The sequence below is a fragment of the Saccharothrix xinjiangensis genome (assembly GCF_039527585.1).
In the GTDB taxonomy this organism is placed as follows: domain Bacteria; phylum Actinomycetota; class Actinomycetes; order Mycobacteriales; family Pseudonocardiaceae; genus Actinosynnema; species Actinosynnema xinjiangensis.
In genome coordinates, this window is the sequence record NZ_BAAAKE010000004.1 from 470466 (window position 1) to 496462 (window position 25997).

Below are 25997 nucleotides of genomic sequence, written 5' to 3' on the forward strand. Positions count from 1 at the left end.
CGGCATGAGGAGCGCGGCGGTGATCGGCGGCGGTGTCGGCGGCTTGGCGGCGGCCATCGGGTTGCGGCGGGCCGGGTGGCACGTCGTGGTGCGCGAACGGGCGGCGGCCCTGCCTGAGGCGGGCACCGGGCTGGGCATCTGGCCCGCCGCGCTCGACGCGCTCGACCGGCTCGGCGTGGGCGACGCCGCGCGCCGGGCCGGCCGGCGGCAACCCGACGGGCTGGTGCGCAAACCCGACGGCACGATCATCGGCAGGTTGGCGGCCGGCGACGTGCGCCTGATCACCAGGCCCGCCCTGCTGCGCGTGCTGGCCGACGCCCTGCCACCCGGCGCGATCCGCTTCGGCACGACCGCCGACCCGGGCTCCTGCGACGGGCACGACCTGGTGGTCGGCGCGGACGGTATCCACAGCCGGGTGCGCGACGCCCTGTTCGACGCCCGCGTCGTGAGCTGCGGCGCGGTCGGCTGGCGCGGCACCGTGGACGTGCCGGTCGAGGTCGGCGGCGAGACGTGGGGCCGCGGCGTGAAGTTCGGCCTCACCCCGCAGGCGGACGGCCGCACCAACTGGTACGCCATGACGCCCCCGTCCGGCGACCTGACGGCGTTCGAGGGCTGGCACGACCCGATCCCGCGGGTGCTCGCCGAAGCGCGCGACGTGCTGCGGCACGACCTGCTGCGCCTGGCGCCCCTGCCGTCCTACGTCAGCGGCCGGGTTGCGCTCCTCGGCGACGCGGCGCACGCCATGACGCCCGACCTGGGCCAGGGCGCGTGCCAGGCGATCATCGACGGCCTCGTGCTGGCCGAGTGCCTGACCGGCAGGTCCGTCGACGAGGGCCTGCGCGAGTACGACCGCAGGCGACGACGCGCCACGCAGCGCCTGGCGACCCTCTCGTCACGGCTCAACGACCTGGCCCGGATGCGCAGGCTCACCGGCGTGCGAGACCTCGGGCTGCGCCTCGCGCTGGCCCTCGCGCCGAAGCCCGAGCGGCCTTGGAGCGAGGACCTGGAGCCGGACGAGCTCGCGGGTTAGCGGGGCGCCTTGACCGACTTCCCGGCGCGCGGAGCGGAAGGCGGCGGCACGACCGGCCCGACGTCGCCGTCCGGGGCCTCGTCGAGGTCGACGAGCACGGGCGCGTGGTCGCTGGGCCCCGCGGTCTTCGGCTCGGCCGCCTTCGACCCCGCGCTCTTGCGCGCCTGCCGGTCCACCCACGCGGCCTTCGCCCGCGCCGCCACCGACCCCGACGCCAGGACCAGGTCGATCCGCATGCCCAGGTCGCGCTGGAACATGGCGGCCCGGTAGTCCCAGTAGGTGAAGATCCGCTCGGTGGGCCACCGGTCCCGCACCACGTCCCGCAGCCCGAGGGCGTGGAACGCGGCCAGCGCCTCCCGCTCAGGGCCGGTGACGTGCGTGTGCCCCTCGAACGCCCCCGGCTCGTACACGTCGGCGTCGGCAGGGGCGATGTTCACGTCACCGCACACCATGACGTCCTCGGGCCCGTCCGCCACCACGTCCCGGAGCGCCTTCAACCACGCCAACTTGTAGCGGTAGTGCTCGGAGTCGACCTCGCGCCCGTTGGGGACGTAAACGGAGTGCACCCGCACCCCGCCACAAGTGGCCGCCACCGCCCGAGCCTCCTGGTCGGGAAACCCGGGCCCGTCCACGAGACCGTTCACCACGTCGTCCAACCCGACCCGGGAGAGGATCGCCACCCCGTTCCACTGGGCCTGCCCGTGCACCGCGGCCTCGTACCCCCTGGCGGCCAACTCGTCACCCAGCAACTCGCCGAAGACGACGTCGGTCACCTTGAGCTCCTGGAGGCACACCACATCAGGCCGCCGCTCGTCGAGCCAGGGCAACAACCGAGCCACCCGCTGCTTGACCGAGTTCACGTTCCAGGTAGCCACACGCACCCGGTCCACGTTAGCGGCGAGCGACCACTCGTGCCTGACCGGTGGCTCGTGGCGAGGTTGTCGGTGGCTCCGCAGGACGGGGTCCAGGTCGTCCCCGAGCCAGGGGTCGGCCTGGCGTGTGTCGAGCGGGGGCCCGACCGGTTCCCACCGGTCCGGACTGGTAGATCCGGTCGATCATCGTCGCTCGCCGACTATTGGGCCGGGTCCACCCCTTGACGTGTGCGGTTCCCCTCTGGGAGGGCGAATCTTCCCCAGCTCAACGGGCACGATCCGCGAGGCCACCAACGTCCGCAACCGGGCCTGGAAGCCGTTCATCGCCCGCGCGGGCTACGAGTGGGTGACCTTCCGGACGTTCCGCCGAACAGTCGCCACGCTGCTGGACGAGGCGGGCCTGACCGCCCGCCAGATCGCCGACATCCTCGGCCACTCCCGACCATCGATGACCCAGGACGTCTACATGGGCAGGCGGTCACCGGGCCGTGCCGGGGCGGACGCGCTCACGGCCGTGATCAGCGAAGTTCCGCGCAATTCCGGGGGTAAGTCGGGGGCTTGATCTTCGCAAGTCGAAGCCCCAGGCCTGTGACCTGGGGCTTTGGTGGGCCGCCAGGGGCTCGAACCCTGAACCCGCGGATTAAAAGTCCGCTGCTCTGCCAGTTGAGCTAGCGGCCCGCGGTCAAGGCTAGTGGACGGTGGGGGGTTCGTTCGACGGTGGTTGGGGAGTGGCGCGTGCCACACCAGGGGTCAAGGGGGCGGTAAGTAGGGCGACGTCCGCGCTGAGTGGTGACGGTTCCGCGTCGCGCTGCCCGGGATTGAGGCTGCGCAGGTCTGCTCGTGGGCAGGTGGTCGTCGACTCGCCTCGGGAAGTGGACCGGTTGGGAGACCGGCTCGTCTTGTTCGCGTCACGCCGGACGGCGCCGCGGACACCCACCCGGCGCTCGCCATCAGGTGACCGGGCAGGGGTTTGGCGTGGACGAGGCCGGAGCGCCGCCTCCGGTCACGTCCTTGGCCTTCGCCGGCCTGCACCGCCACATCGGCGCGCAGGTTCGCCAAGGCGTCGCGTTCGAGCGGGCCGTGCGCCCGATTCCCCCTCGCGGTTGAGGAGCTGGGACTCGGTGGCGGCTTCGGGGTCCCGTACATGTCCGAACGAACTCGAATTTGACCTCGCCTGGTGCTGGTGGGTGTCCGGGGCGGCGGCGGGTCCGGGCTGGTGCGCGCGGAGATCGGGGACGGCCTGCTTCACCGGGACGTCGGTTGAAAGTCCACCGGAACGTGTGATCATGCTGGAACGTCGCCGCACCGCGGGCTAAGCAGTTCTCATGCACCTCGCCCTGGCACTCGCCCTCGCCGGCTCGCTGCTGCCCGTCTCCGGCGACCTGACCAGCTACGACCCGCGCGTGCCGGACGGCGCCCACGCCACCGTGCTGTCCACGCAGATTGCCGGCGGGACCTACGTGCTGCTGCGCGCGAGCGGGCTCCTGCCCGATCGCGACTACGGCGCGCACGCCCACGTGAACCCCTGCGGACCCTCGCCCGCCGACGCCGGGCCGCATTACCAGCACGTGCAAGGCGGGGCGACCGATCCGGCGTTCGCCAACCCGCGCAACGAGATCTGGCTCGACTTCACCACCGACGCGTGGGGCCGGGGCGTTGCGCACGCGCGCCTGGACTGGCAGTTCGGCGAGCGGCGGCCGGGCTCCGTGGTGCTGCACGAGGAGCACACGCACACCGAACCGGGACAGGCCGGCACCGCCGGCGCGCGGCTGGGCTGCCTGACCGTGCCGTTCTGACCTGCGCCGATCAAGAATTGTCATACCCCGCCGGCATGGTGTCCCCATGACCGCGAACATCCGCACCGAGCCGTGGTCCGAGGGGGACCTCGGGTTGCTGCGGCGGCTCAACGCACCGGAGATGACCACGCACCTCGGCGGCCCGGAGACCGAGGCGCGGCTGGTCGACCGGCACCGGCGCTACCTCGCGCTCGGTGACGGCCGGATGTTCCGCGTGGAGGTCGACGGGGCGCCGGCGGGCAGCGTCGGGTACTGGGCGCGGTCGTGGCAGGGGGAACCGGTGTGGGAGGTCGGGTGGAGCGTCCTGCCGGAGTTCCAGGGGCGCGGGGTGGCTCGGGCGGCGGCGCTGGCCGTGGTGGGGTTCGCGCGGGCGGAGGGGACGCGCCGGTGGGCACGGGCGTTCCCGTCGGTGGACCACACGGCGTCCAACGCGGTGTGCCGTCGGGCCGGGTTCACCTTCCTGGGCGAGGTGGACTTCGAGTACCCGCCCGGTCGGCCGATGCGGTGCGGCGACTGGGGGGTGGAGCTGTGATCGGACGATGAGCGGGCGAGGTCCCGCAGGGCTCAGCGCACGGGTTTCAACGCCGCAGCACTCAACGCCGCAGGGCTCAACGCCGCAGGGCTCAACGTCGGAGGTGAGGCACGCCGCAGGTGAGGCACGTAGCGGGTGAGGCGTTCGCCTGGCTGTTCGCGGGCTTTCGCCCTGGCGAAGCGGGGACGGTCGGCCCCGTTCCCGGTGCGAGGGTCGGCCTGTGGCGCGCATCGAGGTCGTGATCGGGGACGTCACCGCATCGCGGGTGGAGGCGGTGGTGACCGCCGCCAACGAGTCGCTGCTGGGTAGCGCCTCTCCGACGGGCTCGGTCGTCGAGGTCACGCGTGGGCACTGCCGGGTGTCGTGCGTCACCGCCGGGGACGTGGTCATGGGCGGGGATTCTTCGTGTGGTGCCCGCCACTGGCCGCGCTGGGCGACAATGGACGGCGATGTCCACCGCGCCCCACGCCACCAAGCCCCTGGAGATCGGCCAGTACCTGGTCGATCCCGCCGTCGTGCTCGCGCCGATGGCGGGGATCACCAACGTCGCGTTCCGGCGGCTCTGCCGCGAGTTCGGCAGCCCCACCTCGCTCTACGTGTGCGAGATGATCACGGCGCGGGCCATTGTCGAGCGCGACTCCAAGACCATGCAGATGATCACCTTCGACGAGGGTGAGCGGCCGCGGTCGATGCAGCTCTACGGGGTTGACCCGCGGTCGATGAGCGAGGCCGCGAAGATCGTCGTCGACGAGGACCGCGCCGACCACATCGACATGAACTTCGGCTGCCCGGTCCCCAAGGTCACCCGCAAGGGCGGCGGGGCGGCGCTCCCCTACAAGCGGCAGCTGTTCCGGCAGATCGTGCGCGCCGCGGTGCGGGCCGCCGAGCCCGCCGGGGTGCCGGTGACGGTCAAGTTCCGCATCGGCATCGACGAGGACCACCTCACGTACCTGGACGCCGGGCGCATCGCCGAGGACGAGGGCGCGCGCGCCGTCGCCCTGCACGCCCGCACCGCGGCCCAGCGCTACTCCGGCCAGGCCGACTGGTCCGCCATCGCGCGGCTCAAGGAGGCCGTCACGGGCATCCCGGTGCTCGGCAACGGCGACATCTTCAGCGCCCGCGACGCCCTGCGCATGGTCGCCGAGACGGGCTGCGACGGCGTGGTCGTCGGGCGCGGCTGCCTCGGCAGGCCGTGGCTGTTCGGCGAACTCCAGGCGGCGTTCCGGGGCGAGCCGATCCCGCCGGGGCCCCGGCTGGGCGAGGTCGGCGCGATCCTGCGCAGGCACGGCCGGCTGCTCGCGGACTTCCTCGGCGAGGACAAGGGCGTCCGCGACCTGCGCAAGCACATGGCCTGGTACCTGAAGGGCTTCCCGGTCGGCGCGGAGCTGCGGCGCTCGCTCGCCATGGTCTCCACCCTCACCGAGCTGGACGACCTGGTCGGCAGGCTCGACCCGGACCTGGAGTTCCCGGACAGCGCCGACGAGCCGCGCGGCCGCCAGGGCTCGCCGGCCAGGGTCGTGCTGCCCGAGGGCTGGTTGGACGACCCCGAGGACGCCACGGTGCCCGTCGGCGCCGACGAGCTGCACTCGGGTGGCTGACGTGGTCGTGCGCGGCGTGCTGGCCGCGGTGTGCGCCCTGGCGCTGACCGCCTGCGGGTCGCAGGTCGCCGGCACGCCGCGCCCCCTCCAGGTCACCGACGTGGAGCGCGACCTGGTCACGGGCTACTTCAACGACCTCAACGACGCGGGCTCGCAGGGCGGGTCCGAGCAGCGCGACCTGCTGCGGGACACCCAGCACCCGGACTTCGTGGACGAGGGGTGCGAGCTGCCGGCGGGCACCCTCAGGGTGCAACCGACCATGTCCACGCTGCGCCTGGACCCGACGTGGACGCCGCCCGGCGAGGACGAGCACCCGCGCGGCGTCGTGCTGGTGGTGGCGGTGACGTTGACCGTGTTGCAGGACGGCGCCGAGGTCGGCAGCCAGATCGGCTCCCAGCACGTCGTGCTGCTCAACGGCAAGGTTTACGGCTTCGCGCCCTGCGTCAACTGAGCGCACGCGCGCTCGTTGAACACGCTGAGCGAGCAAGATGACACCTGTATCACGCGAAGTCACCACTTCGGAGCAGTGCACGGTCAACCAGTAGAGGGAAATCCCTCTATGACGCGTCCCGCCGGCTCAAGCGCCGCGTCGTATCAGACGACACCTTGGCAAGTAGGGAGGTGAGCACGATGACCGCACTGCGACCCGAGGTCGCCGAGTTCGACCGCGACGGGCGACACGAGCAGGACGACGCGGTGGTCGAGAACGACGGACCTGGCCTGGTCCAGCTGCACGAGTCCATCGCGACGCTGCTCGCCTCCCGCGGCCAGTGGCGGCAGGCGTATCAGCACCTGCGCTCGGCGTTCGACCTGGTCTGCGCCGACCAGGACGACCAGCCGCAGGTCCCCGAGCAGCTGCGCCGCGAGGTCGACCGGCTCCGCCGGGAGCACGCCGAGGCGCGCGAGCAGAGCCTGCGCGACAGCCTCACCGACAGCTACAACCGCCGCTACCTCGACGAGCGCCTGGTGGACATCGTCGCCACGCGCGGTTCGATGGCGGCCGGGCTGGCCATCGCACTGATCGACCTCGACTGGTTCAAGCAGGTCAATGACACCTTCGGGCACCTGTTGGGCGACCGCGTGCTGCAACGCGTGGTCGGACTGCTCCAGGAGGACCTGCCGGAGGGCGGTTTCTGCGCCCGCTACGGCGGCGAGGAGTTCGTCCTCGTGCTGCCCGACACGCCGGCGTCGGCCGCGGTGGAGATCACCGAGTCGGCGCGGATGCGTGTCGAGCGTCACGCCTGGGCTTCGCTGGCCCCCGGTTTGCGGGTGACGGTCAGCATCGGGTTGGCTTACGAACCGCCCGCCGGGGACTCGTCGACGCGTCCGCCGGTCGCCCCCGAGCAGCAGCTGCTGCGCGCCGACAGCCTGCTGTACACGGCCAAGCAGTCAGGACGCAACGCGGTCGCCTACCGGGAGAACGGCCGGGTCCGGTTGGCCGGTGCCGCTTCTGGGCGACGCGGGGTCGCCGAACCCCGGGTCGCCGGTTACTGACACCAGACAGCCACTCACCCTTTCAGGCGTAGTCTGCTGCGCGTAACCGAGTACTGACGACCCCTGTATCACCGGGAGTGGTCGTCAGGACTGGCGGTCATCCGTAGTATCGCCAAGGCAAGTGACACGCCGTTGGTGCAACCACTGTGTCCTTGCTGTCGTCAACTCGTGATGACGACCCACTAGTGACCGACGCTGAAGGGAGACCGGGTGCCCGACGAGCCCCGCCGTGGCGGCACCGGACCCGGAGGTGACCAGGCCCCGCAGGACGACCAACCGACCGGCCGTCGACGCAGGTCGTTGGACGACGGCGGGCTGAGCGTGTCCGACCTGCTGGAGCAGCACAGCCGGACGGACCTGCCGCGCCCCGTGCCACCCCCCGCCGGCCGACGCGCCGCGCCCGAGCCCGAGCCCGACGAGCCCCGCGGACCGCTGGACGGCCGGTCCGCGGAGAGCACCGGGCGGCGGGCCGCGCCGGAGGCGCCGGGCGGGCCGGACTACTTCGCCCCCGAGGACGCCGGGACCCGCCCCAGGCCCGCGACCGGCGCGCCGCCGGCGGACCGCAGGCGCGCCACCGCGCCGCCTCCCACGAACGAGTTCTTCTCGCCCACGGGCGAGGGCGCCGGCGCCCGGACGCCCCGACCGCACCCCGAGGACACCGGTCGCCGCCGCCGCGCCGAGGAGCGCCCCGGCGACTTCCCCGAGGCACCGCGACCGGCCAACGGCTACGCGGGCGGCCCGGAACCCCGTCGCGACGCGGGGCCCGGCGACATCGACGGCGAGGCGAGCAGGCGGTTCCCGGCTCCCGGGCGCACCGCGGAGAGCACCGGCCGGCGCGCCCGGCCGGAGCCACCCGGACCCGACGCCGCGGGCAGGCGGTTCGCCGACGAACCGGCGCCCGGCAGGCGCGCGGCCGACGAACCGGCGGGTCCCGGCAGGCGGTTCGCCGAGGACCTCCCCGGCGCCGGACCCGGCAAGCGCTTCCCGGACGGTGCGGCGGACAGCTCGCAGGGCAGGCGGTTCGCCGACGAGCCCGTGGCGGGTGGTCCCGGCAGGCGGGCCGCTGACGGCGGTCCCGGCCCCGGCAGGCGGGGGGAAGCCGGTCCGGATCGCAGAACGGAAGCCGGTTTCGACCGGCGCGCGGCGGACGCCGACCTCCGCGCGCCGGACGCCGGTGCGGGCAGGAGGGCGGCGGACGAGATCGCCGCTCCCGGCAGGCGGATGGCCGACGAGCCGCCGAACCTCGGCAGGCGGGTAGCCGACGAGCCTCCGGCCCCTGGTAGGCGCGTGGCCGACGAGCCGCCGGGTTCCAGCAGACGTGCGGCCGACGAACCGGCGGGTCCGGGCAGGCGGATGGCCGATGAGCCACCGGGTTCGGGCAGGCGCGCGGCCGACGAGCCGGCGGGGCCCGGCAGGCGGATGGCCGATGAGCCGCCGAGGCCCGGCAGGCGCGTAGCGGATGAGCAGGCAGGTCCCGGCAGGCGGGTTGCGGACGCACCGCGCCGCCCCGTGGACGGCGGTCCGCGACAACCGGTCGACCCGCGCCCGCGGCCCGACCAACTCGACGGCGCTCCGGGGCCCCACCCCGCCGAGGGGACCGGTCGGCGGCTCGCCGACGGACCGCGTCCCGGTGAGCAGCACACCGGCAGGCGCCCGCGACCGCCCGTCCCCGGCGAGGTCGGTGGACCGCGCCGCGCGGCGGAAGGACCCGAGGGCACGGGTCGGCGGCCCCACCCGGGCGCACCTCGCCCCGACGTCCCCCCGCACCCCGGTGAGGTCGTGCCTCCCGGCGCGATCGGTCGTCGGCTCACCGACGGGCCCCGCCCGGAGGACCTCGGCGGGCCGCGGCCCGGTCCCGAGGGCACCGGTCGCCGCCCGCGCCCCGAGGCGCCGGGACGTCCCGGCGAGGACGCGAACGGCCACCGGCTCCCCGATGGCAGCGGTCCGCGCCCGCGTCCCGAGAACCTGGAAGGTCCGCGCCGCCTGGCCGACGGACCCGCACCTAACGACCCGCGCCGCCTCGCCGAGGGTCCGGCACCCGACGGCACCGGCCGTCGACCGCGTCCCGACGTACCCGGCAGGCCCGGTGAGGACGTGCCCGCCGGCCGCCGCCTCCCCGACGGCAGCGGTCCGCGCCCGCGTCCCGAAGACCTGAACGGCCCGCGTCGCCCGATCGACGGTCCCGGACCGGAGGGCACCGGTCGTCGTCCCGTGGACGGCGGCGGCCCGCGTCGCCCGGCGGACGGCCCCGCACCGGAAGGCACCGGTCGACGCCCCGCCGGCGGCCCGCCCGAAGTGCCCCACAACCGCCCCGAGGACGCCCCGGGCCCCCGTCGCCTGGCGGAGGGCAGCGGTCCGCGCCCCGTCGGCGACGTGCCCGGACGCCGGTTCGCCGAGGACCCCGCCGAAGCGCTCGACCAGGGCCCCAAGGCCGCGCCCCCCGACCGCCTCGGCAACAGCGGCAACGGCAACCCCGGTCCCGCTCCGCGCGAGCAGATCGACCCGATGAGCCTCACCACCGAGATGGAGGCCATCAGCGACGACGTCAAGAAGCGCCGCGAGGTCGACCACACGCTGGCCCGCTTCTCCGCCGTCCACGACGAACTCGCCGAGCAGGAGCGGCAGCGCAAGGAGCGCCGCCAGAAGCTCATGCCGTGGAAGGCCGAACACGACGAGGACGCCACCGAGTACGCCTCGCCGGTCGCCGACCCGGACGACGATGACGACCGGCCGCGCCGCCGCGCGCGCACGGCCAAGCACAGCAAGATCGTCAAGACGATCAAGGGCGTCGCGCTGACCGCCGCCGTGCTGGTGTTCGTGTCCACCGGCGTCGGGTGGGGCGCGATGCTCTACATCGACAGCAAGTTCGTCGAGGTCGACGCGCTCGGCTCGAACTCGGCCGCCGTGCACGAGGCCGAGAAGCAGCTCGGCGACGAGAACTTCCTCATCGTCGGCTCGGACACCCGCGCGGGCGCCCGGCCGGAGGACGGCGTCGGCACCGCGACGACGGAGAAGGGCGCGCGGTCCGACGTGCTCATGCTCGCCCACGTCCCGGCCGACCGGAAGCGCATGGTCGTCGTGTCCGTGCCGCGCGACCTCCGGATCGAGCGGCCCGAGTGCGAGGGCTGGGACCCCGTCACCGGCCAGTACACCGGTGAAGAGCTGGCCCGGGAGAGCGACGTGATGGCGAACGAGCCGTACGCGGTGGGCGGGCCGCGGTGCGTGGCGAAGTTCATGACCGAGCTGACCGGCCTGGAGATCAACCACTTCATCAGCATCGACTTCAACGGCTTCAAGGGCATGGTCGACGCGGTCGGCGCGGTGACGGTGTGCGTGCCGAAGCCGATGGTCGACGACGAGCTGGGCACCATCTTCGACAAGGCGGGCAAGTACGACATCGGCGGCGGCAAGGCCCTCGACTACGTGCGCGCCCGCAAGGTGGCCGGCGAGCAGTTCGGCGACTACGACCGCGTCACGCGCCAGCAGCAGTTCCTGTCGGCGTTGCTGCGCAAGGCCTTGTCGTCGGAGATCCTGCTGAACCCCGGCAAGCTCAACAGCTTCCTCAACGCGTTCGCCTCGGCCACCGTCGGCGACAACATCGGCGTGAACGACATGCTCACGCTCGCCCAGTCGCTGCGCAGCCTGGACGCGGGACGGGTCAGCTTCGTCACCGTCCCGCACGTCACCGATGAGGGCCCGACGCTGTCGAACGACGACAACGTCGAGGTGCTCAAGGTGGAGGAGACCAAGTCGCTGTTCCAGGCGATCATCGACGGCACGCCGCTGCCCAAGGAGAAGACCGACACCGACCCGCCCGCGGACCAGGCGAAGCAGCAGACCTCGGCGTCGGCGCCCGCCGGACCGCGCGAGGGCAAGGTGGTCGACCCGCGGGGCGTGAAGATCCAGGTGCGCAACGGCGACGAGTCCGCGGACGGCGCGGCGGGCCAGGCGACCCGCGAGCTGGAGGCGCTGGGCTACCAGGTGGTGATCAACGGCAACGGCCAGACCACCGACAAGACGATCATCAAGTACAACGTGGGCGGCGAGGACGCCGCGGCGACGCTGCTGGCGTCGGTGCCCGGTGCGACGCTGGTGGTCGACCCGTCGATGGGCGGCGCGGTGGAGCTGCTGATCGGTCCCGGCTGGGACGGCGTCGTCCAGGCGCCGCAGGGTGGCGCCACGTCCGGCGAGCCCGGCAAGGTCACACCGCCCAAGGACTTGGCCGTGGTCAACGCCGCCGCCGACCCGTGCGCGGGGTAGTCGACTGGACGTCGCGGGTTCACCACCGGTTCACCGGGGTGGGTCGCTACCGCGATGACCCGCACGTAGGCTGATGACCATGCGCGAGGCTTACCACGACCAGCTCGGACAACTCGCCGGCCAGCTCGCGGACATGTGCGCGATGGCGGGCGAAGCGATGGAGCACGCCACCCGGGCGCTGCTCGGGGCGGACCTCGCCCTCGCCGAGCAGGTGATCGGCGACGACACCAAGATCGACGACTTGCGCTCGGGCATCGAGGAGCAGGCCTACGCCCTGCTGGCGCTCCAGGCGCCGGTCGCGACGGACCTGCGCATCGTGCTCGCGGTGATCCACGCCGCGGAGAGCGTCGAGCGGATGGGCGACCTCGCGCTGCACGTGGCCAAGGCCGCGCGCCGCAGGCACCCGAACCACGTGCTCGCCGAGACGGTGGAGCCGTACTTCGCCGAGATGGGCCGCATCGCGGTGGAGCTGGCGCGGGAGGCGACCGACATCATCCGCACGCAGGACGTGGCGCGGGCGCGGTCGCTGGAGGACGCCGACGACGCGATGGACGACCTGCACCGCCACCTGTTCACGGTGATCATGGACAAGGAGTGGGCGCACGGCGTGCCCTCGGCGGTGGACACCACCCTGCTCGGCCGGTTCTACGAGCGGTTCGCCGACCACGCGGTGTCGGTGGCCAAGCGGACGGTCTTCGTGGTCACCGGCCGGATGCCCGGCTACGGCGGCAGCACCGACGAGGCCTAGTCGCCCGGTCGGGGGTTGACCCCGTCAGGCTAGGTGAGCAGGCCGTTCAGCTCCTGGACGAGCTGGGCGGCGATGCGCGCGTTGTCGGCGGGGGCGTGGGTGAGCCACTTCTGGCCGTCCTGCCCCTGCCGCGTCTGCGACATGTAGCGACCCTGGTCGTTGTCGAACCACGCGACCTGCGGCGCGCGCTGCTCCCGGCCGTGCCTGCCGCGCACCGTGACGCCGAACTGGCCGGCGCGCAGCCGGGGTCGTTCGAACACCGCTTCCAGGGCGCGGACCTGCGTGCCCGCGGTGGAGCGCGGCGCCATGGCGCGGGTGAAGGTGGCGTTGCCGAAGTCCTCGTCGCGGGTCGGCCGCGGTGGCGGGGCGGCCGACGGCATCGGCACGGTGACCGACTGGCCGGGACCCGGGCGGCTGTTCGGGACGAGGTCCACGAACGTGCGCACGAGGGCGGCCGAGCGGATCAGGCCGATCTTGATCTGGCGGTCGTCCATCACCGCGACGGCGGCGCGCTCACCGGTCGCGCCGCCTCGGGCCAGCAGCTGGCGGTCGACGTTGCGGGCGTCCAGCGAGGCGACCGCGTTGAGGCAGAAGTCGAACCGCACGATCAGGTTGAGCCCCTCCTCGACCTCGGGCGCGACCCGGCCGCGGCGGAGCAGGCCGCGTGACTCCAGGTCGCGGTGGACGGCGGTGCGGATGCCGTCGCGCTCGTCCGTGGTGCGCCCGAGGTAGGGGAAGTCGAACGGGTAGGGGCGGCTGCCGAGCTTCAGGTCCTCCCACAGCATGTCGGCCGCCGCGTGGGACAGGGTGAACGAGAACACGCTCACCCGCCGATGACCGGCGGGGCGACCATGGTGCCGTCACCGAAGACGTCCTCGGTCTCCACGAGGTACGAGGCGGCCTTGTGCTCCTTGTCCTCCTCGCCCTGACCGGCGCCGGCGCCCGCGCCCATGCCACCCATGGCTCCCGCGCCCGCCGCGCCACCGCGACCCGCCGCGCCGCCACCGGGACCGAAGCCACCGGCGCCCGCGCCCGCGCCACCGACACCGGCCCGCCCGGCCTCGCCGAGCGCGCCCGCGCTGCCGCCGGGACCGAATCCGCCGGGACCGCCCAGGCCGCCACCGCGACCGGACGCCGCCAGGCCGCCGGGACCACCGAGGCCGCCGCCACCACCACCGAGGCCGCCGCCGCGCCCGCCGAGGCCGCCACCGCCGGGACCGCCACCCGGACCGCCGCCGGGTCGACCACCGGGCGGGGTGAGGCCGGGCGGGGTGAGGCCGGGCGGGCGGTAGCCGGGGGGTCGGGTGCCGGGAGGCCGGTTGCCGGGTCCGCCGCCGGGCGGGTACGTCCCGGGCGGGTAGACCCCCGGCGGGTTGATGCCACCGCCGCCACCACCGGGCGGGGTGATGCCGCCACCACCGCCGCCGCCACCGCCCCCACCGGGCGGGGTGTAGCCGGGGCCGGTCCAGCCGGACTGGTTGGTGTTGCCGCCACCGGGCAGGTCACCCGTGCCGGTCCCGGTCCCGGTGCCCGTGCCGGTCCCGGTGCCGCTGGGCACGGTGGGCCGGCCGTTGATCTCGCCGGTGCCGGTGTTCTCGTTCTCGCCGGTGCCGCCCGTGCCCGACATGGCCGGGGGCGGCGAGAAGGCGGGCATGGCCGCGCCGGACTCCTGGAAGCTGACGGCCATGGTCGTCATGACCTCGGCCGCCCGCTCGTGGGCCTGCTGCTTCTCCTCGAACTTCTGCTCGATCTGGTCGATCGTCCCGGCCCACTTGAAGGGGTTGGGCTCGGAGAGCAGCATCCGGTAGGCGTCGGCGGTGCTGAAGTCGACCGGCTCGGGCATGGTGTTCTTCGCCGTCTCGGCGGCCTGGCTCTGGTCGAACAGCTTGGTGCCGGTGAGCTGCGCGCCCTGCGCGGCGTCGCCCGCCCAGGTGGCGACCCCGGAGAAGTAGCCGCGCGCCGACTCGGCGGCCTGGCCCTGCCAGGCGTCCTTGCTGCTCTCGGTGGCCCGCGAAAGCCCTTCTTGCAGGGTGGCCAGGGCGTTGCCGACGTCGGTCCAGGCACGGCCCTGCTCGTTCGCGGTCCCCGGGTCCATGTTGTCGTTGACCATGGCCTTGAGGGCCGGGTGGTCGTGACCCATGTAGTGCTGGCACGAGGAGGACATCGGCGGCCGGTACTGCTCGACCACCTGGGCCAGGCGTGCCTGGTCAGCTGCCATCTGCTGGTCGAGGGCCGCCTGGTCGCGGACGTTCTCGACCGCGGCGACGACCGTCGGGATGAAGCCCCCCTGCTCCCGGGCCTCGTCCATGTTCTGCCGCTGCTGGCGGTCGAGCTGTTCCTGCCGGTCGCCGGAGTAGTCGACCTCGCTCGCGTCGCTGTTGTGGTTGTGGTTCGGCGGCGTCACGACGTCCTCCTCCGCTTACTTCGGCAGTTGGGGTTCGAGGGCTTCGGCCAACGTGGTCGCGGCGTCGCAAGCCTGGTCCAGCGAGGCGTTCGCGGAAGCCACGATGTCGAAGCGGTCGGAGCCGACCCCGATGGCGACCGCGCACGCGGTGTCCGAGGCGGCCCGGCGGACGAGCTTGGCCTCGCGCCCGTTCACCGAGGTGTCGCTGACCTCGGCATTGGGCCCCTTGCCCGCTTCGTCCAGCGGGAGGTCGAGGAAGACCTTGGCGATGACGCCCACCTCGGACGAGTACCGGGCGAAGCACTCCTGGCTCCCGTCCTCCTCGATCCCGGTGAGGTTGAGTTGGCCGCTCAACGCTTCCATCTCGGCGCACGGGTCGAAGTCGGCGAGGGGAGAACCACCCGCGGCCGACGTCGTGGTGGGTGACGAGCCCTTCGACGTCGTCGCCGCGTCGGTAGTCGTCCCGGAAGTCGGGTTGCCGGGCTCGTTGGTCGAACACCCCACCAGGGCGAGCGCTGCCAACGAGAGCACCAGAACCGGTCGGGTCACCCTGGTCAACTCACCCTCACCTCAGTAGCGGCCGTACTTGCCGGCTTGGTCGTCATCGACGTTGCTGTAGTTCTTGACAGCTTCCTGCATCGCCGCTTTCGCGTCTTCGAGAGCCGCCTTGAGCTGGTTGAGCGCCGGGATTATGCCGGTCGTGCCGGCACCGCCCTGGGCGCTCTCCATGTTGTAGGAGCTCATCGACTGCGAATCGGGGCTGGTGCCGAGCCTGGTGGGCTCGTTCAGGACGTAGATGTTGGCGTCAACCTTCACCAGGTCCTGCTGGGCCGCCTCGATGGCCTTGATGTAAGCCTCGGCGCCTTCCTGGCTGATCGCGAAGGAGCCGGACTGGGCTGCCTGCTTCAGGCTGGCCATGTTGGCCGTCATCGCCTGCATGGACTGTGCGCTCCACGCACCTTCCGGCGCCACGGTTACCCCCTGCGAGTCTGCCGATCTCATCGGTCAAGGTACCCCCGAAAGGGCTACCTTGTCCTGACTTTGACGACCGGCGCGCACGGCTGGTTCCGGTGTCACCCGAACGCGCGAAAAGCGCTCTCACCTGCGGCGCGAGGGGGCGGGGAGCGGTGGACGACGGGGACGCCCCAGACGAGAGGGGCCCTCCCGCCCACAGGCGGAAGGGCCCCTCCGAACAACGCAGGATCAGCCGAAACGGCCGGAGATGTAGTCCTCCGTCGCCTTCTGGGTCGGGTTGGAGAAGATCTTCTCCGTGTCGTCCACCTCGATCAGCCGCCCCGGCTGACCGACGCCCAGCAGGTTGAAGAAGGCCGTCTGGTCGGAGACCCGGGCCGCCTGCTGCATGTTGTGCGTGACGATCACGATCGTGTAGTCCTTCTTCAACTCCGTGATCAGGTCCTCGATCGCCAGCGTCGAGATCGGGTCCAGCGCGGAGCACGGCTCGTCCATCAGCAGCACGTCCGGCTGCACCGCGATCGCCCGCGCGATGCACAACCGCTGCTGCTGACCACCCGACAGCCCGCCGCCGGGGCGGTCGAGGCGGTCCTTGACCTCGTTCCACAGGTTGGCGCCGCGCAGCGAGCGCTCGGCCACCTCGTCGAGCTTCTTCTTGTTCTTCACCCCGGCGAGCTTCAGCCCGGCCACCACGTTGTCCCGGATGGACATGGTGGGGAACGGGTTGGGCCGCTGGAACACCATGCCGATGGTCCGGCGCACCTGCACCGGGTCGACGGACGAGGCGTAGATGTCCTCCCCGTCGAGGAGCACCTTGCCCTCGACCCGGGCTCCGGGCGCCACCTCGTGCATGCGGTTCAGCGACCGCAGCACGGTGGACTTGCCGCAGCCGGACGGGCCGATGAACGCCGTCACGTTGCGCGGCGGCACCGCCAGGGAGACCCCGTCCACGGCGTGGAACTTGCCGTAGAAGAGGTTGAGGTCCTTCACGTCGATGCGCTTGGCCATGACCGCCCGCTCACTTCGTCTTCGGAGCCAGCCACCGCGAGATCACGGTGGCCAGCAGGTTGAACAGCGTGATGATGATGACCAGGGTGATCGCCGCACCCCAGATCCGGTCGAAGCCCGCCTGCGTGGGGTTGTTCCGCTCCGAGGTCATCAGCAGCGGCAGCGAGGCCATCGGGCCGTCGAACAGGTTGTAGTTGATGTACGGCGCGTACGCGGCCAGCACGAGCACCGGCGCGGTCTCGCCCATCACCCGCGCCAGGGCCAGCATGATGCCGGTGACGATGCCGGACAGCGCGGTCGGGATGACGATCTTCACGATCGTCTTCCACTTCGGGATGCCCAGCGCGTAGGACGCCTCGCGCAGCTCGTCCGGGACGATCTTGAGCATCTCCTCGGTGGTCCGCACGATCACCGGCACCATGAGCAGCACCAGCGCCAGGGACACCGCGAACCCGCTGCGGCCGAAGCCGAAGTAGGTGATCCACAGCGTGTAGATGAACAGCGCGGCCACGATGGACGGCACGCCCGTGAGGATGTCGACCATGAACGTGGTGGCGCGGGACAGCTTGGACCGGCCGCCGTACTCCACCAGGTAGACGCCGACGAACAGGCCGAGCGGCACGGACAGCAGGCCGCAGACCAGTCCCTGCACCAGGGTGCCGTAGATGGCGTGGTAGACGCCGCCGCCCTGCTGCCGGGACAGCAGCCCCGACAGCGACTTCTGCCACCAGTCCGGGTCGAGGACCACCGGCAGGCCGCGCTGGATCACCACGTACAGCACCCAGATCAGCGGCACGATGGCGACCAGGAAGGCCGCCCACACCAGCGCGGTGGCGGTGCCGTTCTTCAACCGGCGGGCGCCGCTGACGCTCTGGAACGTCGGCGGCGTCGCCAGGCGGTTCAGGTCCGCCGTGTCGGTCGCTGTCATTCGTACTCCTTGTGACCGGCGACGATGGACCGGGCGACGGCGTTGACGCCGAAGGTCAGCACGAACAGCACCAGACCGGCGGCGATGTACGCGCCCGCGGTGCGCGGGTCGTTGAACTCGGGTGCGGCGAGCGCGATCTTGGACGCGAAGGTGGCGCCGCCGTCGAACAGGCTCCACGCGAACGCCGCGCCGGTGCCGCTCAGGATGATCATCAGGGCGATCGTCTCGCCGAGCGCGCGGCCGAGGCCGAGCATGGACGCGCTGACGTAGCCGGCCTTGCCGAACGGCAGCACGGTGGTCCGCACGACCTCCCACTTGGTCGCGCCGAGCGCGATGGCGCCCTCCACGTGGGTCACGGGGGTGCGGTCGAACACCTCGCGGCTGACCGCGGTGATGATCGGCAGGATCATCACGGCCAGCACGATGCCCGCCGTGAAGATGGTGCCGCCCAGCTCGATGCTGACGTTGCCCTCGTCGAACAGGAAGAACCAGCCGAGGGTGGAGGTCAGCCACTCGCCGATCGGGGTGAGCACCGGGCCGAGCACGAGCAGGCCCCACAGGCCGAAGATGATCGACGGCACGGCGGCCAGCAGGTCGATCACGTACGCGAACGGCCGGGCGAGCCGGCGCGGCGCGTACTGGGTCAGGAACAGCGCGATGCCCAGGGCGATCGGCATGGCGATGACCAGGGCGAACGCCGAGGACACCACGGTCACCAGGAACAGGTCCAGGATGCCGAAGCGCATGTCGCCGACGTCACCGGTCGACCACTCGCGGCTGGTCAGGAAGTTGACGTGGTTGAGCCCGAGGGACGGGATGGCCTGGAGCAGCAGGAAGATGCCGATCGCCGCGATCAGGACCACGATGAAGATGCCGGACCCCGTGGCGAGGCCCTTGAAGATCCGGTCGCCCGGCCGGACGTGGGACCTGTTGTCGGCTTCCGCTGTCGGGGGAATCGGAGCCTCCGAGTCGGGTCGGGCGGCCGGAACGCCCCCACGGGCACCGGTCGTGCCGGTGCCCGCGGGGCGCTTGGCCACTGTGCGTTCGTTCATCGCGATGGCGCTGGTGGGGAGTCTGCCGGCCTGATCAGGCGATGGCCTCGATGGCGGTCAGCAGCTTCTCCTGGAAGGCCTTCGGCAGCGGAGCGTAGCCCGCGTCCGCCAGACCGGCCTGACCGTCGGTCGCCGCGACCGTGAGGAACGCCTTGACGGCCTTCGCGGTGTCGGCGTCGTAGCCCTTCGAGCAGACGATCTCGTAGGTGGCCAGCAGCAGCGGGTAGGCGCCCTCGGTGCTGGCGCCGTAGATCGAGCCCAGGTCCAGGACCAGGTCGTTGCCGGTGCCCTTGATGGTGGCGCCGTCGATGGCCTTGCCGACCGACTGCTCGTTCAGCTCGACCGCGCCGGAGCCGTTGTCGATCTTGGCGATGGACAGCTTGTTGTCCTGCGCGAACGACAGCTCGACGTAGGTGATGGCGCCGTCGACCGCACCGGCGGCCTGCGCGACACCGGCGGACTTCTCCTTGCCCTCGCCGACACCGCCCTTGAACTGCTTGCCGGCGCCCTGGGTCCAGGCGCCCCCGGACGCGGCCTCCAGGTACTGCTGGAAGTTGTCCGTGGTGCCGGACTCGTCCGAGCGGTAGATGACCGTGATGTTCTTGTCGGGCAGCGACGCGCCGGAGTTCAGCGCGGAGATGGCCGGGTCGTTCCACTTCTTGACGGTGCCGTTGAAGATCTTGGCGGCGACCTCGCCGTTCAGGGTCAGGTCGGCGACGCCCTCCAGCTTGTAGCCGAGCGCGACCGGCCCGAAGACCATCGGCAGGTTCCACGCCGGGTTGCCCTCGCAGCGCTCGGCGGCGGAGGCCACCTCGCCCTTGCTCTCCGACAGCGGCGAGTCGGAGCCGCCGAAGTCGACCTGGCCGGCGATGAACTGCTTGACGCCCGCGCCGGAGCCGGAGGCGTTGTAGGCGAGGTCGGAGCCGGAGCACCGCTGCTGGTAAGCCTGGACGAACGTGTCGATCGCGTTCTTCTGCGCCGAGGAGCCTTCTGCGCTCAGCTTCGACTTGCCGCCGCACTCGACGGGCGAGGACGACTCGCCGGTCGTCTGCGCCGCGCCGGTGTTGCCGGCGTTGTTGTCGCTGCCACACGCGGTGAGCAGAAGCGCACCGGCCGCGATCAGGCCGATAACGGCGCCGTGTCGCTTGGTCTTCACCTGGGTCCTCCAGCTACGAGGGCGGATTCCGCGGCGCTTGTCCCGCCGCTCGACACGGACGGTAGGCAGCGAGGGTGGACGCGGTCCCAGGAGAAAGTGAACGGGAGGTGAACACCACACGGGAGGTCGCGAGTCACACCGCCTTTTGGGTGATCCGTGACCTGCGCGTTTGCAGGACGTGATGGGTTTGTCACTACCCGGCGTATTGGGTGTCGGAGTCCCATCGGGCGAAGCCCAACCTGGTGTACACGGCCAGTGCCGAAGCGTTGTCGGACTCGACGTAGAGCATCACCTCGGTGAGCCCCGCGGCGCGCAGGTGCGCCAGGCCCGCGAGGGTGAGCGCCTTGCCCAGGCCGCCACCCTGCGCGCCCGGGTCGACGCCCACCACGTACACCTCGCCCAGCTCCGCCGAGTGCGCCTTGGTCCAGTGGAAGCCGAGGAGCCGGTCGTCGGCGTCGACGGCCAGCAGGAACCCGGCCGGGTCGAACCAGGGCTCGCCCTGCTTGGCCCGGAGGTCCTCGACGCCCATCGCGCCCTGCTCGGGGTGCCAGGAGAAGGCCAGGTGGTTGACGCGGACCACCGCCTCCTCGTCACGGCCGGGTTCGAACGCGCGCAGCCGCACGCCGGGCGGCAGCACCGGTCCGGGCAGGTCGGCGTCGAGCCGGCGGCCCATGCGCAGCAGCTCGCGGACCTTGCGCGCGCCGAGCTTCGCGGCCAGGGCCTCCTGGGCGGGCAGGCCGCCGTGCGCCCAGACGCGCACCGACGGCGCCCGCTCCGCGACGGCCGCGAGCAACGCCGAGCCGACACCCCGACGGCGGTGGTCGGGGTGGACGGCCAACTCCGCGACCTGGTTGCCGTCGGCGTCGCCGAGCAGGTCCAGGTGCAGGTAACCGGCGAGGACGCCGTCACGGCGGGCCGGCAGGTGCGCGCTCCCCACCGCGCCGGGCCGCAGCCGCAGGACCACGGCCTCACCGACCGGCGCCACCCCGTCAACGCCCTGGACGACACCGAGCAGGCCGGTGACCTCACCGACCTGCTCGGGGGAAAGCTCTTCGGACCAGCTCAGCTCCACGCCAAGAACCTATATGGACGACGACCACCAGGCTCGCGAACCCACCGGGCGCCGGAACACCGGGCGCACCGGACCACCAGGCGAGCCGCCGACTACCAGGCGGCCGAGTTCGCCGCGACGGGGTCGTGGCCGTCGAACACCACTTCAGGCTCTGCCCGGCGGGCGCTGCCCGGGCGCGGGGGGCGGACGAACTTGTAGCCCACGTTGCGCACGGTGCCGATCAGGGACTCGTGCTCGGGGCCGAGCTTGGCGCGCAGCCGCCGGACGTGGACGTCCACGGTGCGGGTGCCGCCGAAGAAGTCGTAGCCCCAGACCTCCTGGAGCAGCTGCGCGCGGGTGAACACCCGGCCGGCGTGCTGCGCCAGGTACTTCAGCAGCTCGAACTCCTTGTAGGTGAGGTCGAGCGGGCGTCCGCGCAGGCGGGCGGTGTAGGTGGCCTCGTCGATGACCAGCTCGCCGAGCTGGATCGAGCCGTCGCCGCCGGTCTGCGCCGCGCCGCGGCGCGAGCGCACCAGGCGCAGCCGGGCGTCCACCTCGGCCGGGCCGGAGGTGGGCAGCAGGATCTCGTCGACGCTCCAGTCGGAGTTGACCGCGACCAGGCCGCCCTCGGTGACGACCGCCACCACGGGCACGTCCACGCCGCTGGAGTCGAGCAGCCTGCACAGGCTGCGCGCGGCGACCAGGTCGGTCCTGGCGTCGACCAGGACGATGTCGTGCGGACCCGCCTCCAGCAGAGCCGAGACCTCGGGCCGCAGCGGGCGCACCTCGTGCGGGAGGAGCGACAGCGCGGGGAGGACCGCCTCTGGGTCGGAGTCGGTGGTCAGCAGCAGCACATCGATGCTCATCGCGGCGCCCTCTCGTTCGGCCGGTGCGTGGTCACCGGACCAGGCGAGCGAAGTACGGTGACCGGGCCCCGTTGCCTGCGGATGACGGAGACGATACCGGTGCACGCCACAAAAGGCCCAGGTCAGCAGGTCAGAGTCACAGTTGTTTCCACAAGCGTCACGCCTGTTACATCCGTGTCACACGATGCCGTCGTCCTTCACGGTGTGCACGTGAGGTCTTCACGACCCGTGACGGAACTGGCCTTCGTGGTCGGTCACGGCTTCACCAACCACGTACGAAAGCCCTTCGTCTCCCGGGTGCTGCGCCGGTTCGCGGCGCACGGCGGGGTCGTCGCGCTGGACTTCCGGGGCCACGGCCGCTCGGGCGGTTCCTCCACCGTCGGCCGGGACGAGGTGCACGACCTGGCGGCGGGCGTTTCACTGGCCCGGGACCTCGGGTACCGACGCGTGGTGACCGTCGGGTTCTCCATGGGGGCCTCCATCGCGCTGCGCCACGCGGCCCTGCACGAGGACCGGCCGGACGCCGTGGCCGCGGTCAGCGCGCCCTCCCGCTGGTGGGTCCGCGACACGCCCGCGATGCGCCGGGTGCACTGGCTGCTGGAGCAGCCGCACGGCAGGCTCGCCGCCCGCGCGCTGGGCGTGCGCCTGGGTCCGCCGTGGAGCGCGACCCCGGAGAGCCCGCTGGAGGTCGCGCACCGCATCGCGCCGACACCGCTGCTGATCGTGCACGGAGAGCAGGACCACTACTTCGGCCCGGCCCACGCCGTCGCCCTGCACCGCGCCGCGGGCGGGGACGCGGAGCTGTGGCTGGAGCCCGGCGTCCGGCACGCGGAATCGGCCATGACGCCGGTTCTGGTAGACCGGATCGCGACCTGGCTGGCCCGACACTCCCTGGGGAGCACCGACCGACGATGACCGCCAACGAGTCCAAGCGCCGTTCCACCCGCGGGCGCAAGCTGATCATCACCGCCCTGGTGGCGGGCGCCGTGCTGGTCGCCGCCGACTACGGGCTGGCCGCGGCGGGCGAGTACCAGGTGGCCCAGCGCATGCGGGACAAGTTCGGCCTGAGCGAGGACCCGGCGGTCCGCATCAACGGCTTCCCGTTCCTCGCGCAGGCGCTGGCGGGCGACTACCGGGACATCGAGATCAGCGCGGCGGGCGTGCCGGTGGGCGACGACCTGCGCAACCTGGAGATCCGGGCGAACCTGCGCCACGTGCGCATCGGCCTGTCCGAGCTGCTGGCGGGCGACACCGCCAACGCCCGGATCGACCAGGTCCGGGGCAGCGTCAAGATCAAGTCCAGCGACCTGAACCTGCTGGTCAACAAGGTCACGCCGTTCAACGACATGACCATCGAGCCGGACAACCGCGCCGAGCGGGAGGCGAGGCAGGACGACGAGCCCGCGCCCGAGCAGGCCGTCGCGCCGAAGCCCGACCCGACCGTGGCGGCGGTGAAGCTGTCGGGCAGCACCACGGTCGCCGGCCGCAAGATCCGGCTCGCCGCCTACGGCACGGTGTCGCTGATCGACGGCCGGATCGCCATCGCGGTCAACGACGTCGAGCTGGACGACGCCTCGCTCCAGGGCCTGGACGCGGTGCTCGGCACGGTCCGCCAGGCGCTGGGCGTGGTCATCGACCCGGGCGGGCTGCCGTTCACCGCGACGCCGACGGCGGTGAAGGTGGAGAGCGGCGCGTTCATCGTGGAGGGCACGGTCAACGACATCCCGCTGGACCAGGGCGCCGGCTGATGACCGGCGTGTGGGCGCTGCTCGCCTCGATCGCCGCGGTGGTCGTGATCGGCGTGCTGCTCCGGGCGCGCGACGGCCGCATCCGGCACGCGCCGCCGCGCGCCGGGTCCGCGCCCACCGGGCCTGCGCGCACCGGGTCGGTGGACCCGGGACCGGGCGGCGGGCTGCCGGATGACGGGTCTGCGGGTGACGGGCCTGCGGGCGACGGGCTGCCCGGTCCGGTGCGCGACCTGCTCGACCCGCGCGCCCCGGTGACGCTGGTGCAGCTGTCCACCTCGTTCTGCACCACCTGCAAGCGGACCCGGGCGCTGCTGGCCGACCTCGCCGACCGCACCGAGGGCCTCCGGCACGTCGAGCTGGACGTCACCGACCTGCCCGAGGTCGCCCGCGACCTCGGCGTGCTGCGCGCGCCGACGACCCTGGCGCTGGACCGCGAGGGGACCGAGCTGCTGCGCGTCGGCGGCGTCCCCGAACCGGGCGAGCTCGCGGCGGCGTTGCGCCCACACCTGCCGCCCCCGATCGGGTGAACCTGGCATTTCCCACTTGATGGGCAGCACTCCCGACAGCAGGGACGAGCGGCTACCCTCGCACCCATGACCACGCTGCTGACCAAGCGACTCGCGGTGGACCTGTGCCGCGTGCGCAGCAGCCTGTGTCGCGCGGCGAGCTGACCGGGCGGTTCCCGGCGCCGGCACGACCTTGACTCGCGTGCCCGCCTGCCTTACCACCGCCTGAAGACGGACCACCCGTCTTTGTCCACCGTCAGGAGGTCGCCGTGTCGAAAAACGCCCCCGTTGACCCTCGCGGACCGCGGTTCAGCGCCTGGATCACCTCCACGATCCTCGCGACCGTGCTGCTCACCGGGTCGTGGCGGCTGCTCGCGGCGCAGACCGTGCTGTTCGCCATGTGCGCGTTCATCTCGCTCAAGCTCAACCCGTGGGGCCACGTCTACCGGTTCGCCGTCCAGCCGAGGCTCGCGCCGGTCACCGAGCGCGAGGAGGCCGCCCCGCTGCGGTTCGCGCAGGGCGTCGGCTTCGTCTTCGCCCTGGTCGGCACGATCGGCTACGCCTCCGGCCTGACCGCGCTGGGAGTCGTCGCGACCTCCGCCGCCCTGGTCGCCGCGCTGCTCAACGCCGCGCTCGGCCTGTGCCTCGGCTGCGAGGTGTTCCTGCTCCTGCGCCGCCGCGCACCGTTCCTCGCCCGTCCCCAGTCGACACCGTCGCAGTAAGAACGAAGAAATTGGAGCAGCTCGATGAGCCGTGAAGACGTCCTGGTCTCGGCCGCGTGGGCCGAGGAGAACCTCAACACGCCCGGTGTGGTGTTCGCGGAGGTCGACGAGGACACGACCGCCTACGACGGGGGCCACCTGCCCGGCGCGGTGAAGATCGACTGGAAGAACGAGCTCCAGGACCCGGTCCGCCGCGACTTCGTCGACCGGGCGGGCTTCGAGAAGCTGCTGTCGGCCAAGGGCATCTCCAACGACGACACCGTCATCCTCTACGGCGGCAACAACAACTGGTTCGCCGCGTACGCGTACTGGTACTTCAAGCTGTACGGCCACCAGGCGGTCAAGCTGCTCGACGGCGGCCGCAAGAAGTGGGAGCTGGACGGCCGCCCGCTGGACAAGGAGCAGGTCAGCCGCGAGGCCACCGCCTACCAGGCGCAGGAGCAGGACCTGTCGCTCCGCGCGTTCCGCGACGAGGTCGTGGACGCCATCGGCGCCAAGAACCTGGTCGACGTGCGCTCGCCCGACGAGTTCTCCGGCAAGCTGCTCGCGCCCGCCCACCTGCCCCAGGAGGCGGCGCAGCGCGGCGGCCACATCCCGAGCGCGATCAACGTGCCGTGGAGCAAGGCGGCCAACGAGGACGGCACGTTCAAGTCGAACGAGGAGCTGGCCGAGATCTACGGCGAGGCCGGGTTCGACGGCTCGCGCAAGACGATCGCCTACTGCCGCATCGGCGAGCGCTCGTCGCACACGTGGTTCGCGCTGCACGAGCTGCTGGGCCACGAGGACGTGAAGAACTACGACGGTTCCTGGACCGAGTACGGCTCGCTGGTCGGCGTGCCGGTCGAGCTCGGCGACGGCAAGGGGGCGTGACGATGAGCCTGGACGGTTGCGGGGCGCCCCAGCAGGGCGTCGACCTCGCCGTGGGTGACGACCAGGTCGTGCTCACCGGCAAGGTGAAGTCGGAGGGCGCGCCGGTCGGCGGCGCGTTCGTGCGGCTGCTGGACGCCACCGGCGAGTTCACCGCCGAGGTCGTGTCCTCCGCGGAGGGCGACTTCCGGTTCTACGCCGCGCCCGGCCGGTGGACGGTCCGCGCGCTGCACCGGACCGGCAACGGGCAGGCGTCGGTGACCGCCGACGGGCCGGGTGTGCACCCGGTCGAGGTCGCGGTGGCCTGAGCCCGGTTCTCCCCCGACCCCGGTGGCGTTCGCCACCGGGGTCGGCGGCTTCCCGGGGCGTGGGCCTAAACTGGCCTGG

At 72.4% G+C, this 25997-nt stretch carries 27 protein-coding genes and 1 tRNA gene; 16 read left to right on the top strand and 12 right to left on the bottom strand.

The window, feature by feature from the left end:
- Window positions 1-4: 4 nt before the first annotated feature.
- Complete coding sequence (locus tag ABD223_RS12910; protein WP_344036341.1) at window positions 5-1030, top strand: FAD-dependent monooxygenase; 1026 nt, start codon at window positions 5-7, stop codon at window positions 1028-1030.
- Here ABD223_RS12910 and ABD223_RS12915 read toward each other — a convergent pair.
- Window positions 1027-1920, bottom strand: a complete 894-nt coding sequence (locus tag ABD223_RS12915; protein ID WP_344036342.1) for an exodeoxyribonuclease III — start codon at window positions 1918-1920, stop codon at window positions 1027-1029. The two genes, ABD223_RS12910 and ABD223_RS12915, sit on opposite strands and share 4 nt — an antisense overlap.
- A 208-nt stretch (window positions 1921-2128) precedes the next feature.
- Here ABD223_RS12915 and ABD223_RS12920 point away from each other — a divergent pair, with 208 nt between their 5' ends.
- On the top strand, window positions 2129-2464 hold the full coding sequence (locus ABD223_RS12920) for a tyrosine-type recombinase/integrase (RefSeq protein WP_344036343.1): 336 nt from the start codon (window positions 2129-2131) through the stop codon (window positions 2462-2464).
- A gap of 40 nt (window positions 2465-2504) precedes the next feature.
- Here the strand turns inward: ABD223_RS12920 and ABD223_RS12925 are convergent.
- A tRNA-Lys gene (locus ABD223_RS12925) sits at window positions 2505-2580 on the bottom strand.
- A 647-nt stretch (window positions 2581-3227) separates the two neighbouring features.
- Here ABD223_RS12925 and ABD223_RS12930 point away from each other — a divergent pair.
- The 7 genes from ABD223_RS12930 (at window position 3228) to phoU (ending at window position 12330) form a co-directional block, all read left to right on the top strand.
- Window positions 3228-3698, top strand: coding sequence for a superoxide dismutase (locus tag ABD223_RS12930; protein ID WP_344036344.1), 471 nt, complete (start codon window positions 3228-3230; stop codon window positions 3696-3698).
- A gap of 46 nt (window positions 3699-3744) precedes the next feature.
- Window positions 3745-4230, top strand: a complete 486-nt coding sequence (locus ABD223_RS12935) for a GNAT family N-acetyltransferase (RefSeq protein ID WP_344036345.1) — start codon at window positions 3745-3747, stop codon at window positions 4228-4230.
- A 449-nt stretch (window positions 4231-4679) separates the two neighbouring features.
- Window positions 4680-5828, top strand: a complete 1149-nt coding sequence (gene dusB / locus ABD223_RS12940; RefSeq protein ID WP_344036346.1) for a tRNA dihydrouridine synthase DusB — start codon at window positions 4680-4682, stop codon at window positions 5826-5828.
- Window positions 5821-6279, top strand: a complete 459-nt coding sequence (locus ABD223_RS12945) for a hypothetical protein (protein WP_344036348.1) — start codon at window positions 5821-5823, stop codon at window positions 6277-6279. Before dusB ends, ABD223_RS12945 begins: the two co-directional genes overlap by 8 nt.
- Window positions 6280-6458: 179 nt before the next feature.
- A complete protein-coding gene (locus tag ABD223_RS12950; protein WP_344036349.1) occupies window positions 6459-7322 on the top strand; it encodes a GGDEF domain-containing protein in 864 nt (287 codons plus the stop codon).
- Between the two features lie 210 nt (window positions 7323-7532).
- Window positions 7533-11582 (top strand): LCP family protein, encoded by a 4050-nt coding sequence (locus ABD223_RS12955; protein ID WP_344036350.1) that lies wholly within the window; start codon window positions 7533-7535, stop codon window positions 11580-11582.
- A gap of 79 nt (window positions 11583-11661) precedes the next feature.
- Complete coding sequence (phoU, locus tag ABD223_RS12960; protein WP_344036351.1) at window positions 11662-12330, top strand: phosphate signaling complex protein PhoU; 669 nt, start codon at window positions 11662-11664, stop codon at window positions 12328-12330.
- 29 nt (window positions 12331-12359) lie between these two features.
- On the opposite strand, the gene ABD223_RS12965 is transcribed toward phoU, so the two are convergent.
- From ABD223_RS12965 to ABD223_RS13010, 10 genes are all read right to left on the bottom strand, one after another.
- Window positions 12360-13157, bottom strand: coding sequence for an ESX secretion-associated protein EspG (locus ABD223_RS12965; RefSeq protein ID WP_344036352.1), 798 nt, complete (start codon window positions 13155-13157; stop codon window positions 12360-12362).
- Window positions 13154-14734, bottom strand: coding sequence for a hypothetical protein (locus tag ABD223_RS12970; RefSeq protein WP_344036353.1), 1581 nt, complete (start codon window positions 14732-14734; stop codon window positions 13154-13156). The genes ABD223_RS12965 and ABD223_RS12970 overlap by 4 nt, the downstream gene beginning before the upstream one ends.
- Before the next feature lie 15 nt (window positions 14735-14749).
- On the bottom strand, window positions 14750-15283 hold the full coding sequence (locus ABD223_RS12975) for a DUF3558 family protein (protein WP_344036354.1): 534 nt from the start codon (window positions 15281-15283) through the stop codon (window positions 14750-14752).
- A 21-nt stretch (window positions 15284-15304) separates the two neighbouring features.
- Complete coding sequence (locus tag ABD223_RS12980; RefSeq protein ID WP_344036355.1) at window positions 15305-15706, bottom strand: hypothetical protein; 402 nt, start codon at window positions 15704-15706, stop codon at window positions 15305-15307.
- Window positions 15707-15937: 231 nt separating this feature from the next.
- Complete coding sequence (pstB, locus tag ABD223_RS12985) at window positions 15938-16714, bottom strand: phosphate ABC transporter ATP-binding protein PstB (protein WP_344036356.1); 777 nt, start codon at window positions 16712-16714, stop codon at window positions 15938-15940.
- A gap of 10 nt (window positions 16715-16724) precedes the next feature.
- Window positions 16725-17642: a phosphate ABC transporter permease PstA gene (pstA, locus tag ABD223_RS12990; protein WP_344036357.1), complete on the bottom strand. Its 918-nt coding sequence runs from the start codon at window positions 17640-17642 to the stop codon at window positions 16725-16727.
- The gene (gene pstC, locus ABD223_RS12995; RefSeq protein ID WP_344036358.1) at window positions 17639-18694 is read right to left on the bottom strand and encodes a phosphate ABC transporter permease subunit PstC; all 1056 of its coding nucleotides are present in this window, start codon (window positions 18692-18694) and stop codon (window positions 17639-17641) included. Before pstC ends, pstA begins: the two co-directional genes overlap by 4 nt.
- Window positions 18695-18728: 34 nt before the next feature.
- Window positions 18729-19850 (bottom strand): phosphate ABC transporter substrate-binding protein PstS, encoded by a 1122-nt coding sequence (gene pstS, locus ABD223_RS13000; RefSeq protein WP_344036359.1) that lies wholly within the window; start codon window positions 19848-19850, stop codon window positions 18729-18731.
- A 193-nt stretch (window positions 19851-20043) separates the two neighbouring features.
- Window positions 20044-20922, bottom strand: a complete 879-nt coding sequence (gene mshD, locus ABD223_RS13005) for a mycothiol synthase (RefSeq protein WP_344036360.1) — start codon at window positions 20920-20922, stop codon at window positions 20044-20046.
- 92 nt (window positions 20923-21014) lie between these two features.
- Window positions 21015-21767, bottom strand: a complete 753-nt coding sequence (locus tag ABD223_RS13010; RefSeq protein WP_344036361.1) for a winged helix-turn-helix domain-containing protein — start codon at window positions 21765-21767, stop codon at window positions 21015-21017.
- 228 nt (window positions 21768-21995) lie between these two features.
- On the opposite strand from ABD223_RS13010, the gene ABD223_RS13015 reads away from it, so the two are divergent.
- The 7 genes from ABD223_RS13015 to ABD223_RS13040 all read left to right on the top strand — a co-directional run bounded on the left by ABD223_RS13015 (window position 21996) and on the right by ABD223_RS13040 (window position 25918).
- Window positions 21996-22682 carry an alpha/beta hydrolase family protein gene (locus tag ABD223_RS13015; RefSeq protein ID WP_344036362.1) on the top strand — a complete coding sequence of 229 codons (687 nt, stop codon included), beginning with the start codon at window positions 21996-21998 and terminating at the stop codon, window positions 22680-22682.
- Window positions 22679-23515 (top strand): LmeA family phospholipid-binding protein, encoded by an 837-nt coding sequence (locus ABD223_RS13020; RefSeq protein WP_344036363.1) that lies wholly within the window; start codon window positions 22679-22681, stop codon window positions 23513-23515. Before ABD223_RS13015 ends, ABD223_RS13020 begins: the two co-directional genes overlap by 4 nt.
- Window positions 23515-24042: a TlpA family protein disulfide reductase gene (locus ABD223_RS13025; RefSeq protein ID WP_344036364.1), complete on the top strand. Its 528-nt coding sequence runs from the start codon at window positions 23515-23517 to the stop codon at window positions 24040-24042. Before ABD223_RS13020 ends, ABD223_RS13025 begins: the two co-directional genes overlap by 1 nt.
- Before the next feature lie 66 nt (window positions 24043-24108).
- Window positions 24109-24186 (top strand): putative leader peptide, encoded by a 78-nt coding sequence (locus ABD223_RS43510; RefSeq protein ID WP_360103130.1) that lies wholly within the window; start codon window positions 24109-24111, stop codon window positions 24184-24186.
- A 104-nt stretch (window positions 24187-24290) separates the two neighbouring features.
- The gene (locus ABD223_RS13030) at window positions 24291-24743 is read left to right on the top strand and encodes a DUF4395 domain-containing protein (RefSeq protein ID WP_344036365.1); all 453 of its coding nucleotides are present in this window, start codon (window positions 24291-24293) and stop codon (window positions 24741-24743) included.
- 24 nt (window positions 24744-24767) lie between these two features.
- Window positions 24768-25613, top strand: a complete 846-nt coding sequence (locus ABD223_RS13035) for a sulfurtransferase (RefSeq protein ID WP_344036366.1) — start codon at window positions 24768-24770, stop codon at window positions 25611-25613.
- A 2-nt stretch (window positions 25614-25615) separates the two neighbouring features.
- Window positions 25616-25918 (top strand): DUF1416 domain-containing protein, encoded by a 303-nt coding sequence (locus tag ABD223_RS13040; protein WP_344036367.1) that lies wholly within the window; start codon window positions 25616-25618, stop codon window positions 25916-25918.
- Window positions 25919-25997: the final 79 nt, after the last annotated feature.